This window comes from Pseudomonadales bacterium, from assembly GCA_041395945.1.
Lineage (GTDB): Bacteria > Pseudomonadota > Gammaproteobacteria > Pseudomonadales > Azotimanducaceae > SZUA-309.
This window is the reverse complement of the sequence record JAWKZN010000001.1, coordinates 783751-799408: the sequence shown is the minus strand read 5'-3', so window position 1 is coordinate 799408 and position 15658 is coordinate 783751. Positions and strand designations below refer to the sequence as shown.

The 15658-nt window shown below is 57.0% G+C and carries 12 protein-coding genes and 1 pseudogene; 5 read left to right on the top strand and 8 right to left on the bottom strand.

What is annotated here, in order from left to right; genetic code table 11:
* Nucleotides 1–93 precede the first annotated feature (93 nt).
* The 3 genes from R3E82_03770 to R3E82_03760 all read right to left on the bottom strand — a co-directional run bounded on the left by R3E82_03770 (nucleotide 94) and on the right by R3E82_03760 (nucleotide 5397).
* Nucleotides 94–387, bottom strand: a complete 294-nt coding sequence (locus R3E82_03770; protein ID MEZ5549985.1) for a hypothetical protein — start codon at nucleotides 385–387, stop codon at nucleotides 94–96.
* 529 nt (nucleotides 388–916) lie between these two features.
* Nucleotides 917–4021 (bottom strand): efflux RND transporter permease subunit, encoded by a 3105-nt coding sequence (locus R3E82_03765; GenBank protein MEZ5549984.1) that lies wholly within the window; start codon nucleotides 4019–4021, stop codon nucleotides 917–919.
* Nucleotides 4018–5397 (bottom strand): HlyD family efflux transporter periplasmic adaptor subunit, encoded by a 1380-nt coding sequence (locus R3E82_03760; GenBank protein MEZ5549983.1) that lies wholly within the window; start codon nucleotides 5395–5397, stop codon nucleotides 4018–4020. The genes R3E82_03765 and R3E82_03760 overlap by 4 nt, the downstream gene beginning before the upstream one ends.
* Before the next feature lie 304 nt (nucleotides 5398–5701).
* Between R3E82_03760 and R3E82_03755 the strand changes: the two genes are divergently transcribed.
* The 4 genes and pseudogenes from R3E82_03755 to R3E82_03740 all read left to right on the top strand — a co-directional run bounded on the left by R3E82_03755 (nucleotide 5702) and on the right by R3E82_03740 (nucleotide 7403).
* Nucleotides 5702–6031 (top strand): hypothetical protein, encoded by a 330-nt coding sequence (locus R3E82_03755; GenBank protein ID MEZ5549982.1) that lies wholly within the window; start codon nucleotides 5702–5704, stop codon nucleotides 6029–6031.
* Between the two features lie 79 nt (nucleotides 6032–6110).
* A pseudogene (locus tag R3E82_03750) lies at nucleotides 6111–6305 on the top strand (transposase).
* A 433-nt stretch (nucleotides 6306–6738) separates the two neighbouring features.
* On the top strand, nucleotides 6739–6990 hold the full coding sequence (locus tag R3E82_03745) for a type II toxin-antitoxin system VapB family antitoxin (GenBank protein ID MEZ5549981.1): 252 nt from the start codon (nucleotides 6739–6741) through the stop codon (nucleotides 6988–6990).
* Nucleotides 6987–7403, top strand: coding sequence for a type II toxin-antitoxin system VapC family toxin (locus R3E82_03740; protein MEZ5549980.1), 417 nt, complete (start codon nucleotides 6987–6989; stop codon nucleotides 7401–7403). The genes R3E82_03745 and R3E82_03740 overlap by 4 nt, the downstream gene beginning before the upstream one ends.
* A gap of 501 nt (nucleotides 7404–7904) precedes the next feature.
* On the opposite strand, the gene R3E82_03735 is transcribed toward R3E82_03740, so the two are convergent.
* The 5 genes from R3E82_03735 to R3E82_03715 all read right to left on the bottom strand — a co-directional run bounded on the left by R3E82_03735 (nucleotide 7905) and on the right by R3E82_03715 (nucleotide 14029).
* The gene (locus tag R3E82_03735) at nucleotides 7905–9089 is read right to left on the bottom strand and encodes a hypothetical protein (GenBank protein ID MEZ5549979.1); all 1185 of its coding nucleotides are present in this window, start codon (nucleotides 9087–9089) and stop codon (nucleotides 7905–7907) included.
* A 113-nt stretch (nucleotides 9090–9202) separates the two neighbouring features.
* Complete coding sequence (locus R3E82_03730) at nucleotides 9203–10699, bottom strand: hypothetical protein (protein MEZ5549978.1); 1497 nt, start codon at nucleotides 10697–10699, stop codon at nucleotides 9203–9205.
* A 618-nt stretch (nucleotides 10700–11317) separates the two neighbouring features.
* Complete coding sequence (locus R3E82_03725) at nucleotides 11318–11611, bottom strand: hypothetical protein (GenBank protein ID MEZ5549977.1); 294 nt, start codon at nucleotides 11609–11611, stop codon at nucleotides 11318–11320.
* A 14-nt stretch (nucleotides 11612–11625) separates the two neighbouring features.
* Nucleotides 11626–12537 carry a hypothetical protein gene (locus tag R3E82_03720; protein MEZ5549976.1) on the bottom strand — a complete coding sequence of 304 codons (912 nt, stop codon included), beginning with the start codon at nucleotides 12535–12537 and terminating at the stop codon, nucleotides 11626–11628.
* 109 nt (nucleotides 12538–12646) lie between these two features.
* Nucleotides 12647–14029, bottom strand: coding sequence for an ankyrin repeat domain-containing protein (locus R3E82_03715; GenBank protein MEZ5549975.1), 1383 nt, complete (start codon nucleotides 14027–14029; stop codon nucleotides 12647–12649).
* 353 nt (nucleotides 14030–14382) lie between these two features.
* On the opposite strand from R3E82_03715, the gene R3E82_03710 reads away from it, so the two are divergent.
* A complete protein-coding gene (locus tag R3E82_03710) occupies nucleotides 14383–15351 on the top strand; it encodes a hypothetical protein (protein ID MEZ5549974.1) in 969 nt (322 codons plus the stop codon).
* Nucleotides 15352–15658 lie beyond the last annotated feature (307 nt).

Genomic DNA, 15658 nt, shown 5'->3' with positions numbered 1-15658 from the left:
TCTGCGCTTTCCGTTGTCGCCTCGAAGGCGACCACTGAAGGCAAGGGGGCGATCAAACGCTTCCTAATTCTGAGTATTCAGTGGTGGTGGTCGTCAACCTCGCCCCTGACCGCCTCGTTTTCCTTTTCCTTGGCCTTTTCCTAGACCTTTTCCTTGGCCTTGACGCTGACTCTGATCCTGATTTGCGGTCTGTTTATCCCGGGTCTGCACCCTATCCTGACTACGCTCCAGCTCAGTTTGTCCCTTGGGATCCTGAACTTGCTTACGAATCTGCTCGCGGTTCTGTTCCCGGGAGGGCTCCGTTCCCTCAGCCGCAACCGAGAGGCTCGATAGCCCCATGCCCATGGCGATCAGCAGAATACTCGTCGTGAAAGCAGGTCGGTACATGATCGTATCCTTTATATTAGATACTTCTAATGTAAAGAAGCCGACGACCCACCAACATAAGTAGTTCTGCCTAGGTAAGCGGTGCCTTCGATCTTGATACTTCTTTAGCGAACGACCTCCTACCAATTAAGGGCACCACAGGAGGCAGGGCAGTGTCGGGGATGATGCGCGCTTTGTCACCCATCCTCACATGCAGCACTCTCGGCGTCGGCCACCTGAGTCTCGGTGGGGCGCAGGTCAAGATCCGGGCGCGAAAGCATGTCGTACTCATTCAGCGCGTTTCGGCACGGGGCTGTTCGCTGCCTGCCAGCACCAGCTTAGCCCCTGCCTCGGCGCTGGCTACCGTCGCCGCTGCCTGACTCCGCTGGGATTCCAGCTCGGCCTGACGGGCGATAAGAACGATCCAAAGAGAATTGCTACGAGGCATATGTCCTGACTTTCTGGCACACACTTTCTGAGAAATAAATCTAACCACAGCAATAGACACTCGTGTTGCCATAATTCGACCCGCAGCAAGCCCTTGCCCCATTCAATGTTCCGCTTCGGCAGGCTCCACCCGGGTCCAGCCCCAATCGTCAAACAACACGTAGACGGCCGGAATAACAACCAGTACCAGCACGGTAGTGGTAAGCAAGCCAAATACCACCGAAATAACCAGCGGTTTGATCGAGGCCGACTGCACACTGGTTTCTGCCAGCAGTGGCAGCAACCCGGCGATGGTGGTAGTGGAGGTAATAAGAATGGCGCGCAAACGGTCTCGGCTGGCCCGCACCGCGGCAACGCTTGCGCTCAATCCCTTGCCGCGGTGCTCCTTGATGAACTGAATCAGCAGGATGGCATCGTTTACCACAATGCCGGCCAATGACGCGGCGCCAATCAACGATGGCATGGAAATATACCAGCCCAGCAGCACATGCCCCCACACCGCACCGACAAAAGCCAGCGGAATGGCCAGCATGACGATAAACGGCTCGGCATAGCTGCGAAACTGGAAAGACAGAATAATATAAACACCCAGCAGACCGATCAGCAGACCGCGCACGATCGAACCGCCAGTTTCCGCCGAACGAGCCACCTGGCCTTGAAAGCTGACCGCAACTTGCGGATGGCGCTCCTGGAACTGGGCGAGCCAGTTGGCGCGCATAGCGCTGACAACGGCCTGGGCACTGGCCTCCTGAGCATCCACATTGGCCTGTACAGTCACCGTGCGGCGGCCGTCCAGGCGAGTGATCATCGCCCAGTCCCGCTGGTCATGTGTTTGCACTACGACATCCAGCGGCACCTGCCGTCCGTCGGGTAACACAATAGTCTGGTCGGCAAGATCATCCAGGCTGGATCTGTCGCGCACATCCTGGCGCACGAGTATTTCCACATCACGCTGACCAATGCGCTGGGTATCGGCAATATCTCCCAGGAAGGCTGCACGCAGCTGGGACGCCACCGTTTCAGCGGTCAATCCCAGCGCGAAGGCACCATCCTTCAGTGTAAAAGCGCGCTGCGGCTTGCCGGGGCGCAGGTCATCGATGATGTTGTATACCGCGTCGTACCCCGCCAGATGCTCGGCCACGTCCAGCGCCGCTGCCTTGAGATCATTTAGGTCCACCCCCTGCAGGCGCACCTCGATGGGAATACCAGCGGGTCCAAAACCCGGCTCCTGGATGATCAGGCTTGCGAGCCCAGGTATGTCACCAATCTGTTGCCGCCAGGCTGTGGTCAGTTCGTCCAGCGTGATGGTGCGGCGTTCAGCACTCAACAGATCCACCATCACAGTGGCCACATGGGCACCGGCCTCCTGAGCGCTGGGGTTGTAACTGAACCGCACCTGCATGGCCACCACCAGCGAAGCACCATCCGGCTGCTCCGGCGTGAGGGCCTCATTGAGTTCCCGCAAGGCCTGGACAACCTGTTCGGCGACGCGCTCCGTGCGCACCAGCGGCGTACCCTGCGGCAGCAGCAGCCGCGCCTCCAGAGTGTCGCCATCAAGATCCGGCATCGCTTCCGTGCTGATATGACCACCGGCAAGAAAGCCCAGAGTACCGAGCAACACCACCAGCACCCCACCCAGCATCGCATGTCGCCACTGCACGGACTTATCAGCCAGCCAGCCAACACCTTCACGGAACGAATCGAAACGTCGGTCAAAGGCCAGCCGAAAGCGCGACTGCTCAGCACTTTGCATTGACGCTACGCTGCCCTTGAGATGATGTGGCAGAACCCAGAAGGCTTCGATCAGACTGGCGAACAGTGCCGCGATCAATACTACCGGCAACACTTCCAGTACAGCGCCCAGTTCACCGGCCAGAAACGACAGTGGCGCGAACACCCACACCGTGGTGAGAAAAGAAGACATGACACCGGGCAGAACCTGCAGGGTGCCATCCACCACCGCTTGCAGCGGGGAGACACCCTGTTGTGCCTGCACGGCAATATTGTCGGCAATGACAACCGCATCATCCATGACGATACCGATGGCCATCAACAACGCCACCAGTGTGATCATATTCAGCGACAGTCCACTCAGGCTCATGACAAAAAATGCGCCCGTGAATGCCACCGGTAAGCCGAGCACCGCCCATAGCGCCAGGCGCGGCCGGAAGAACAGCCCCATCACCACTATCAGCAGGCCCAACCCTGCCACACCGTTGCTTACCAGCATCTCCAACCTATCGCGCACAATGCTGGTCATATTCTGTGTCAGCGTCAGTTGTATGCGTCCATCGAGGCCCAGGCGCTCGGCTGCCACCAGTGCGGACAGCTCCTCCAGCACTTTCAGCGCATCGTCGTGCAAGGTCTTGCTGACCTCCAGCACCACCGCCCGTTCGTCATTGAAAAACACCTGCGCCTCGGGTTGTTCCCCCACCTCCTGCAAGTTTGCAATCGCGCCCAGTGTGAGCTCACCACCAGCCGTGCCGGACACCACCACGAGATTCGCCAGCTGTCGCAGGCTGCGCCGCTGGTCGGTAAAACGCAGCAAAACATCCTGATCCGGGGTCTCCAGCGTACCCAGCGGAACATCGATACTCTGCTGGCGCAGCCGCATCGCCAGGTCTCTGGCCGAGAGCCCGTATTGACCCAGCACGGCCCGCGGCACCTCGACCTGCCACTGGCGCTGGGACAGCCCCTGCAGCGTGACCTTGGCCACGCCAGGCAGCGTCATAACGCGTTCTTCGAGTTGCAGCGCGTAGTCTTCGAGCTGGTTCAGGGACATGTCACCACTTACTGCTACCGCTGCCACCAGATCACTGCGGTGCAACTCCCGTACTACCGGCGGCTCCGCTCGTGCGGGTAAGTCGGTGAGGGCGTTGACCTCGGTATCGATATCACTCAAAAAGCGGATGGCTTCGCCGCCGGATAACATGGTTGCCCTGGCACGGGCCAGGTTGTCCTGAGCTACACACACCAGCTCGTCGAGAAATTCCACACCCTTGATCGCATCGTGCAGGCGTCGGCATACCGCATCTTCCACATCGGCAGCGCTGGCACCGCGATAGATCACCTCGACGCTGACCTCGACGGGACGGTAATCCGGAAAGGTCTCGCGCTTCAGGCCGGGAGCTGCGAACAGACCCGCCGCCAGCAGCAGGATCAACAGCAGATTGGCCGCCGTGGGATGGCCCGCGAACCAGCGGATCACGGCGCTGGGCCTTGCATCAGCCCCAGCGCTAATCGCCGCAGGTGCTGCTCCAGCGCCAGGTCCCGTTGCGGAAGGACCACCGCACCCGCCACTGCCGGCGCCAGGTCGTCGACAATCAACATTTCGCCTTCCACCAGCCCGGCTTCGATCACCGCCAGACCCAGTTGCTCAAAGGCCACCGTGACCGTGCGCCGCTGCAGGCGGTCATCGTCTCCCAGCAGATAGACTTCACCCTGATGCACAGTCGATGCCGGCACGGCCAGGAGGGGCTGCGGACTGTCGGTCGCAAAGCTTACCTGCACATACATATCGCGCTGTAGCGCAGGCCGCTCGGGCAATCTTGCAAGGCCGTAGGGTTCATCGACGGTGACCACGATCCGCGCGCTACGCGTGCCCGGATCGAGGCCGCTGGCTACTCTGCTGACCCGCGCAGGCCAGCGCACGTCCGGGAAACCGGCCAATGTCACTTCGCTGCGAATAGCTGGAAAATCCAGCCGCTGGGAGAGATCAAGTGCAGTGGCCTGGTCTGAAACAGGTATCGACACAGCTGCCATAACGCGGCGCAGCATGGCCAAGGGCACCTGCGCTTCGACTTCAGCCAGCTCAATGTTGTCGGCTAGAAACAGCTGTTGACCGGCACTGACATACTGGTGTTCTTCCACCGCCACCTCCCTGATCCTCAGGTCATATGGCGCGATGAAGACGGTATCTTCGAGGTCCTCTTGTGCCTGTTCCAATTGTGTAGTGGCACGTTGTGTTTGCCCATCCAGGTACATCTGTTTCGAGGGTAACAGCGCTAACTGATTATCCAGAGACTGCACAAGCTGGCGCTGCGCAAGTGTTGCGCGGTGCTGATCATCGAGCCGGGACTGCGACACAGCATCGGTATCGGCCAGCTGTTGAATGCGGTTGAGCTCGCGTTCGGACAACTGCAGCCGCTCACGTTCAAGCTGCAACAACTGCCGGGTATTCTGTGTTTCCATCGTCAGCTGGTCCCGCTCGGCCGCGAGCGATGCCAGCTCGGCTTCTGCAGCGGCAATCGCCAACTCGTAGCGACTCGGATCCAGTGACAGAAGCGGCGTACCCGCCGACAGCAGCGTGCCGCTGTTGAGTTGTGGGTGACGCTGCACCACTCGTCCGGCCACATTAGCCACTGCCTGCCAGGTTCGTGCCGGACGACTTATCCCGAAGCCCTTCGCCGTCAGCACAAACGGCATGGATTTTACTTCGATTACCCTTAGACTCAGGGACTGGGAACCCACCTCACTACGGGCCGGTTCCTCGCGGCTATACACTAACAGCCCAAGGAGGATAAGCCCGCCCAGTAAACCGGTGAGAGCGAGACTTTTTCGATTGCCAATCTGCTTCAAGGCCATGAAGCACCTCCCTTGAACAGAACCAAGTAGAGATCTGCAAGTATCGAGTCGATGTTCACGAGCACCTGATCAACAGGTCTGCGGATCATCCCCAACAGGTAGTGCTTCAGTGTCCGCGACTCCAGCGATACGAAACTGATCAATTCGCATTTTCCCGATGCGCTCCGCACGATGGCTTAGCCTCAGGTCCGAATGCTCGTATCTTCCATCATCAGAGAGGGTTTTCAGTGATGTGATGAACTGCCACTGCCAAGGCGCCGATACCATAGTCAGTTGCATGAATCGGCATGGAGGAGTCCATCGCGTGAATACTACGACCATTGGTATTGATCTCGCAAAATCTGTCATCCCGGCTTCGTTGGCCAGGGCGTTGCTTGCCGAGCTCGACGTTCATCTTCCTGCCGGTACGATTGGCATCATTTCACGTCTTCACTTGATGTTCCACACAGCCCCGCCGCTCCTATCTGCCTCTCTCGGTAACGCGATCACAGAGATAACCGAACCCGAAGCAAAGCTTGGCCAGATCGATCTCGAACTCTGGCGTCTGGCCAGCGACAGTCCACTCGCTCAGGACCTGCTCACGATACCGGGGAGAGATGTGACCTGTCCCAGGATTCCCGGACACCTCAGATAGGTGCGTGGAATGCCCCGGGTTCCGCGGACACTTTCAGCCTATTCTATTTGCATAGGAGGAAGTGAATGAGTAATCAGCGATACACCCCGAATTCAAGGACGAGGCGGTTCGGCAAATCGTCGAACGAGGCTGTCCAGTAGCCGAGGTCGCCGAGCGACTTGGCGTATCCGCTTACAGCCTGTATAAGCGGGCCAAAGCGATCAAACCCAGTAAGGCCGATGCCCAGACGGCAAAGCTGAACGATACGAAGAAGGAAATCCTCAAGCTGCGCGCCCCCTCACCCTTCGGGGCGCCGTCGCTTTCGTTCCTGCGTCCAACTCGCTCGCGCGGGGATGAGCCTGGACTCACCAGGGATTGATTCGTGCGCGCTTTGCGCGCGCCCTCACCCCCTCGGGGCGCCTTCGCTTCTGCTCCTGCGTCCAAACTCCCTTCGGGAGTTTGTCGAACCGGAGGGTTCTGCTTTCTACCCTCCCTCTCCGCCATATAGAAAAGGCCCCATCGGGGCCTTTTCTATATGGCGGAGAGGGAGGGATTCGAACCTTCGGTGTTTTCTTACTTTTCAATATGTTATGACGGTATCGCGTCCAGATCGTGTCTATCTAGCGGCTCATTACAGCCCCCGCCGCCTCCCCATTCGAGTTCAGTTTGACGAGTCGGCGGAGAAATAGTAGAAAGGCGGATAGTATTTCTACCATTAAAGAAACCACATGTCGCTGAACATCAAGAGCGCAGAGGCCGATCGGTTGGTAGAGGAGCTCGCAAACCTCACTGGGGAAAGCAAGACCCAAGCTGTTACTGAGGCGCTGCGCGAACGTCTCGCGCGTGAAAGGCGTGATCGGGATCGAGAAGCGCTTACGGCTGACCTGCTCGAAATCGGGAAAAGATGCATGGGTTACGGTCGCCACAACGCCACCAAACATGGCGAGTTCCTCTACAACGAACACGGTCTGCCCGAATGATCATCGACACGTCGGCCGTCTTGGCGATTTTATTCGCCGAGGACGATGCCGAGCGGTACGCAGAGGCGATTGCAACGGCACAAGTACGCTTGATCTCGGCTGCAAACTATCTGGAAGCCGGCGTCGTCGTAGACAATCAGATCGGCGCCGCGGCAGGAAGACAGCTCGATGCCATGATCTCGCGGGCCGAGATCAGTATAGAAACAGTGACTCGCGAACAGGCGGACATTGCCCGTCAGGCGTACCTGGACTTCGGTAAAGGTAATCATGCAGCAGGCCTCAACTTTGGCGACTGCTTCGCTTACGCATTGTCGAAGTCCACAGGCTTACCCCTTCTTTTCAAAGGTAACGACTTCAGCAGGACCGATCTTGCGAGCGCTTTACGTGAGCAAGCAAAGCCCACTCAGGCCTGATCACATACAGAACCGCCACGAGCACACCCGAAACCCTATCTTTTTAGAAGAAGAGAAGCCGGCCTCGTTATGAGGCAGAGCGCTGTCTACGGTTCCCCGGGAAGTCCAGTCTAACCCGCCAGCCCACAGCCACCTTCCCTGCGAGAGTACGGATACTGGCGATGTCGGTCCACCACTCCGGGCCATCTCGGATTAGGGTCGAGCCCTGCCGGTCGACTTTCTGAATGACTCCTTACGCCGAATAGAGTGGCTTCTACGGGCACGGGACTGAGCGGCGGGGAAGGGTGGATAAAAGTGCCGTGCCCGGGCGATCATTGTGCGCTGGGGCATGGTGCACGATGAAGTTGTACCGCCGCAAACACCTGTGGCGAGGCTTGAGGCACACGCCGCAGCGCGGCAGGATGTGCAGGGCGAAGAGCCATGTCCGGAGTCGCGGCACTGTCCGAATCTGGGCTCACCGTCGCCGCAGCTCAATGACATATTCGAGGTTCGAGGCTGCGGCTACGGGGTAATATCCTTGTCAGGCATGAGTTGGAAGATCATGAGATCAAAGGGGCTGATGAACTTGTTGTTGTTGACTGCATAAAGGTACCTGCCATCGGTCGCCAGGTCTGTTGCGGATATTCTCGTTTCCAGCGTGGCGATGTACTCAGGTGCCGCCGGGTTACTCACATCGACAACCTTGATCCCTGCATGTGATTCCGCAATGTATGCATACGATCCCGAAACGACGATGTCTGTGACAGCCACCATCGACATGGTCTGAGCACCCTGGTGTGTGCCCACCATCAGTCCGGCACCGAGGTTGGATTCGCCGATGCGCTGTGGTGAGCTCGGCTCCGATATGTCGTAGACGAAGAGCCCGTTGTAGTGCTGTCCTGATTCGGCATTCAAAACCCGCGCGCCGATGTATACGAAATTCTGAACGCTCGCTGCGGCGGTGATGTCAAGCTCTCCAAGGTTCACCTTGCCGACAACTTTCGGATTGGACTCTTCCTCGCTGTCGAATACACGAAGGAACGACCCGTCGTAGTCGCTACTGAGTCTCACCCAGTATCGGGAAGAGGATTTCAATGCGAGATTACCGCTGAGTTCACTGGTGTCTGCAATGAGCCTGGGTTCCGATAGATCGAAAACATCAATCACCTTGAGCTCGGCGAAACCAATGACGTAAATATGGTTGTCGCCTACCACGATGCTCAACTCCTCCACAGGAGATGGCACCAGATGATCTCGGACCTTGTCGTAGATTTTGACTCTACCCCTTATCTGCAGATGCCCGTGATCCGATGTATCAGCGAGGTACAGATACACATCCCCATTGTTCGGCCCTGCGGCGATCAGAAGATCTGACCCGCGAACGACGAGAGCTCGAATCCGGGAAAGCTCACTAATATTGATCTCTCCAGCTTTCACCGGAGCTGCCGGGTTGGAAATGTCTACAATCAACAGCTTGTCCAGAGTGTTGCCATACGCGTAGTTTCCCTGGACGATCAGGTGCTCAACCTCCCCAACCATCATGAATTCCGGGATCAGGTCGATGCCTCCGACCAGCCCCACGGGGGAGTGCTTGTTCTCCGACGCGTCACAACCGGTAGCGGTTGCAAGCAGAAGTACCGCGAAGGCGAGAATCCCGGTGCAAACGGAAGTGTCTTTCGTTGTTGCACCGCTGGAGTTTCTGTTCATCGTAGAGTAGAACTCCATAGACGATAATTGCCCCGTATATAGCTGTCGGTACAAGTGGAAATGAAAGGCCGCCTCCGCAATCGCTTTCGAACCCGTAGCAACATTGCGCAAATCTACTCAGTCTGTGGCGCTGCAGGCTCTGCTGTATCAAAAGCATCGTCGACCCCGTTGTCGTGAGGCGTCAGAGCAACAACCCAGCCGTCTGTTGAACCATCGACCGTTCGTACACCAGCGGCGATCAATTTACCGTCGGGCAGGGCAGCGATTCCTTTCAGCTCTTCTTTGGTTTCACCACCGAATCGGTTCCTCGAAGTCTCGCGGAGTCTCTCGTCGGTAGTCACCACAAATCCGTCCGAGTCGTCGCTATCGGTATCTCGCACGGTGCCGACAGCAGCGAATCCACCGCCGCGAAGCTCAACGATGTCGCGAAGTCCTAGGTAGAAATCACCAGCAACGGAAAGACTGGTAAGAACGTTGCCGGACAGATCCGCGATGCCAATCCAGCCTCCGCGCTTGTGGTTGATCGATTCGCCCCCGATTTCCGGTAGTTCTGCTGTCCCCACAAGGACAATATGTTCGTCGTCGATCAATTTCATTGCCGACAGGGACAACCCGGCTGGATTATCCATGGTCCGGCGCCAGACCTCGTTACCGTCGAGGCCCAAGCGGATCAGCAGTCCGGTGCTGGGGCCACCGGTCTCTCTTTCGGGTCGTGCGCCCAAGAGGACGCTGCTGTCCGGGAGCAATGCGGCATCTGTCAGCCAAGTGACACCCGACGCCCTATTGTATTCCTTACGCCAGAGTTCCTTGCTGTCGCTGCCAACACGCAACACCCACGGAACTCGGGCGACAACATCCATAAAGGACCCCGTCCCCGATTTCAGAAACCCTTCTATTCCGACAGCCACAAACCCATGCGAGGCGGACGCGGACGCGCGGTGGAGTGTATATGTCATCGGCTTCGATTCCGTGTGCTCCGCCGGCCCCGAAACGAGCGCGTGGGAAAAACCCGAAGCTGTGTCGTCGAATGCATAGATCCAGCCGTCATAGTCGATCAACAAGGGACTGTTGACTGATGTGCTTCGTATTGTTTCAGCACGGCCAACCGCCAGATAACCATCGTCTTTCCAGGGAACCACATGCTCTAGCGAGTAAGTCGAGGCGCTGCCCAGCATCTGACCCGGACCCCGTGGTTCAGCCAACCTGTTCCAGACCTCCTCGCCGTTTGCTTGCAGTCGCAGTAGCCACCCCGATCGCTGTTCATGTTGGGAGGGCGGGGCTCCGACAGTGTGGCGAACACCGATCACAACAACATCGCCACTGGAAGTTGCCGTGATCGAGTTGAAGCTATCTGATTTCGGTCCACCGAGTGTTCGTTCCCAGGCAATTTCGTAGCGCACGCGGGTCTGCTCCTGATGCCCTTCTTCGCCTACCCCTTTGGATTGCCCTGATCCAGCTACAGGAACGAGAATCGCCAGCATCCACGCAGCTGCAAGTCTTGGCGTAAAGCTCCACTTTAAAGGCGAGATTCCGAACGAACGCAAGCGATCTGTGGCCGCGCAATCGGGTGTCCAGCCATATCGAATTGAGTCTTTCCGTGATTGCGCCATTCTTCCCTTCCTCTCGAACTACGCACCCTGTCGAATTCTATCGGGTTGTCGATGCGGTCGTAGGATGTCCCATTGGAGATTTCGCTCCCTCATACCATTGCACATCGAGTGGCGGCAAGCCTGGCTTTTACGCCGGACACGAAATCCTTAGAGCGCAGCATGGATCGAATGTCTTCGAATCCAAATAGACCTGTTCAGCTGCAAGCCCGGCAATGAGGCGGCGCAGATTCGTCAAATGGCGGTCTGACACCCTTATCGGGATCCTGATACAGATCCTCATACTACAGTCCTTCAGTTCCGAGGTTTCGTATCACGGCGTGTGGGCTCCCTACCCCGCGCAGATTATCGATGCCGAACGCCGGAAGAGAGATAAAACCGGATTGAATCCAACCAAAAAACTCAGCCGAAATGATCTGGGGGTATCGATGGGGGCATTTTCGGCGTTTAGCAGAACCTAATGATTCACAAGGCAGTGTGGTTGCCGCCGCCTCCACCATCAAAAAGTAACGGCCCCATTCGGGGCCGTTACTTTTTGTATGCGCGATCGGGAATGAATCCGCGTCCGGCACGGCGCGGGGCACGAGCCGGTCGCCGCAGGCAAGACCGAGCGCTGCTCGGTCAGGTGAGTGCGGCCAGCCACGGATGGCTGGCCAGGGGTTTCGCATGAGCAAAGTAATGGCGCATCATCACGGGCTCATTTGGAGCCGGCGGCTTGGACCGGGGAGCGTCATTCGGGGAGGGCCCCAGATCCGGGCCGCAAACAATTGCCAAAAATAGAACCGCCCCTCCAACCGCCGCCAGGAACGGTAAAGGAAATTCAAGCAGTGCGCTTGACGGCCCGTGCAGCAGCAACGCGAGTCCGACATACAGCCCGACGATGATAACAGTCGAAACAAGAATGGATTTCGCCACGAGAACTCTGCCGACTACTTAGGCTGCAACTCGACAGCCTCTATGACGAAAGTCATCGTGTTAGGGTCATAGATCCCGACGTACTGTCGCCCAGCTTCCACCGTAATCTCGTTTGCGTAGACGCGCGCGGTGCGCAGGACGGCATAGAGCGCCATCCGACCCGGCGCTCGCTCCCAAGTCAGTGGCGAGAACCCAGGGAGCGATCCAATGTGATATGCGTTCCAACGTAGTTCGAAGGAAACGTGTAGCCCGCAGATTTCGGCGTACAGATAGTCCATCGATCTGTTCTTGAAGTCGGGAGCCAGGTCACTGAACGCGGGTTCGATCAGATCGGCCCTGATGCCCGTGAGGTCCGGACCAAAGCAGCGCTCATCTCTGCTCTCCAGAACACGATACAGCACACGTTCCCGCCTGTCATAAAGCTGCATGAGCTTGACTCGCTGCAGTTCGCCACCTTTGCTATTGGTGGTGTTAAGCGCATCCACCAGCGCACCACCGCGGGAGATATCAACCTTTTTCACCAATGTGGCGCCAAAGAGAGTTTCGTCAACTCGTTCCGAAATGCGCTCATGGTCTTGCAGCGGATTTCTGGATTCGGGTTCTTGCCACGGCGCAGGTGCGCTTCCGAATACGTTAAAGAATTTCATCTGGCCGAAGAGTTCCGGTGTGATTTCATCAATCAGGACAAAATGATCCATACCTGAGACGCCGGGCTCCGGCACATCGGCGTTGTAGTCAATTCCGCTACCCGTATCGAACAGGGTGTGCACATAGCTTGAGCCGCCCCCAACCATCGAAAACGGACGCTGCACCGTGATCTGCGCGAAAGCCGGGTTAAAGTTTTCCGGTGGCTGCAGGCTCTGCGGCGACTGCGTGGAACAAGCTCCCATCAGTGCAGCCATGGATATGAGAATCAGTCTTCTCATGCCAGTTACGCTCCCGTCCAAGTTCGTGCGGCGGATTCGTATGGAATGTAGTGGTTTCCTGCCAGGAAGGGTAGCGCGCTCTGGATTCAAACCCAGACGTCTTGGACGTCTACTGACTCACGCCGTCCGTAAAGGTCACCCGAACCGGAAGGCTCAGCGGACGGAAGATCTCGTGGAACATCGCCAGGTCGAGGCCTTTAGGCTGCCCGAGATAGCCCAGATACGCATCGGGGAGCGCATGACTCAAGTATTTGTGCAGCCTCGGAATGATATCGGCTGTGTCGGTCCACAATGCGGTGACGTAGGCGCAGATGCGAGCTTGCGTTGCCAGCAGAACCAGGGGACTGTCGCTGCGGTGCGAGGTGATGTTCCAGCCGTTGTCGCGTATTTCCATGAGCAGACCGGGTACGCGCGAGACCCCTCCCGCCGCCACCTCGAGGTCCCCATCGAGAAATGCGCATATCCCGGCTGATCCTTCGAGACACTCGGCTATGGCCGCGAACGCCTCGACGCCGTATGCATTGCCCATGTGTTCATAGTCGAACACGAACATGGCGGCGCAACCGAAATCCAACCCACCCTGCAACACTGAGGTGTCCTTTTTCGGTTCCGCCCATTTGTCCGTACCAACACCCGTTGCTTCTGAGTTGGCACCTGTACTGCCATCCAGTAATGTCACGACCGCCGAATAACTACTTGTTGCGGCATATTCGAGAGCCGTCCGGCCGAATCTATCCCTCAGGTTTGCGTCGGCTCCGCGCGCTAATAGTGCCCCGACCAGCTCGGCATGGCCTTTTTCTGCAGCGAGCATAAGTGCAGTCTTACCATCTTTATTTTGCATATCGATGAGCGCGCCCAACTCAATCAGCGTGATAGCGAGATCAGTGTTCCCGAAAATGGCGGCGGTCATGAGAGCTGTCTGACCTTTCTGATCCTGCAAGTTGACTCCCACACCCTGCTGCAGAATCGCTGCAGCGGCACCGGCGAAGTCACTTGTGCAGGCGGCGTTCATGAGAGCCGTCCTGCCATCCCTATCCTGAACGTGCACATCCGCACCGCGCCCCAACAGAGTTTCGACGATTGCATGAGCATTCCGAGACGCGGCAAACATCAGGGCCGTTCGGCCCATCCGATCCTTCATATTGATGTCCGCGCCGCGGTCCAGCAGCAACATCACAATACGTAGGTGACGATAACCATCGCCCATACTGAATCTTCCAGCATGCATGAGGGCTGTTTGGCCCTCCTTGTCCTGCTGGTTAACGTCTGCGCCTTGGCTTAATAGGCGCGAAACTTCATCGTCCTCGGAATTCAGGATTGCGGACATCAAGGATGTCCAGCCATTTTCATCCCTGCGATTAACTCCTTCGTATTCTTCGGTTCGCAAGCAGTCGGAGAAATTGGTTTCTCTCGCGGTTTCTCTCGCAGTTTCTCTCGCGGTTTCTAGAGACCGCACAATGTCCACACCAAAGAGCTTTTTCCAGAAGGACATATCGTGACCCCTGCCCTCTGCGTAGTTCCCTTATACGATAACGAGCGAATGGATTCACTGCAATTTGGAACGGATGCAGTGCACCAAATAGCGAAATAAGGAAAACGAGTGTTTCACTAACACCTGTTACGGAAAAAAGCGGCTTGCGGTACTACGTAATTAGCCATCGGGTAACGATCCTAAACTGTACTTTACGAGCCAGTTTGGGAGTATTCGCACTCATCCAGAGCGAACGCCGACCGCTGGCTCGGATACAAACTAGGCGGTTCAGAACAGGCCATCGCGAACGATCTGCTAGAATTTCGGCCAATAAGGAAACATTAAGCGCGGGTGATTCTTACATGGCTAGGGTTGTGAATGAATCAGATACCGATCGTGAACTGGTCGTCATAGGGCTAGGACTTCTGGTGATCGTTATACTCGTTAGCGGGTATTTCGTGTATGAACACATACAGGATAGTATCGCCGCAGATCGGCGAGCTCAGATTGAGGCCGCGGAAGACTTCGAAACGCTTTTAGGTTTCGCCGGTGACGAGCGTTTCGATTTTTACCTTCGAACCAAAGCCGCGAAACGCGCGCTCGAGATGCTCCCTGCCGAAGGACCATGGGACGAAATTACCGATAACCGAATCGAACGGCTCCGTCAGCTGGTTCTCAGGAGTCATTTGGGGTCGGATATCCTGAACAGCGCAACTGCGCTGGTTTCGAGAACCAATCAGAAAGTTCGAGACCAGTCCGCGCGTGATCTGTTTGCGCGCCTGAGCCATCACCTATCAGACGAACTCCCGACTCAGCGCCAGTTTTCACCGCGTGAACCTGTCGACCTTGTTCTACACGTCTGGCAGACGGTCGATGGATTGGGAATGCGGCCAGACGAGTATGACATTCGACCCGTCGAGTCGCTTCGAGTACCTGACATCGAAGATCGCTGGGTCGGATTGATGCCGTTCATCTACAGTACGGGCACTCAGATCCGCGAAGCTACAGCAGAACCCGGGCGCGTTGCCGTCGTTGCTCATATTGCCGTTGGTCGTTTCAGCACCGCCTACTATGGCTGCGCCATGATGGAATGCGGTGGTGCCTATCGTCACGACGGGAGTATCTACATTATTGATACCGCGACCGATCGGTTGATTGCTCGAAAAGCGGGATTAACTGGACCAGAACCACCCCCGCCCCACAACGAATGCACATATTTCGGAGGTGCGCCATCATTTCACGAATACATCAGGGACTGCCGACAATCGGGTGCTTACAGAGACCTTTGCCTTGAAGCTCTGGCAAACCGGGAGCGACAGGAACGGGCTTTTTCAGGCGGTTAGTCTAATCAACCCTGCTACCCGCTTCGGGATTTTGGCTGCACGTGTGCAATCGTAAATCGACACAGCAGAATGATTCCGCGATAACGAAGTTAAGCCCAACCGCAAGCCGTATCAGTTCCTAACAGGTTTCCGTGGGGGTATTTGCGGAGTTATTTTGACGGAATACGTATCAAGTGATTGCTCTGGAAGGTGATGTGACTGTCGCCGCCTCTACGAGTTGAAAACCCGGTTTTTGCCGGGTTTTTCCTTATTGTGCTTATCGTCATTGCGCTCAACTTCCTGGCCCGGCGTCCGGATCCCCCGAAAA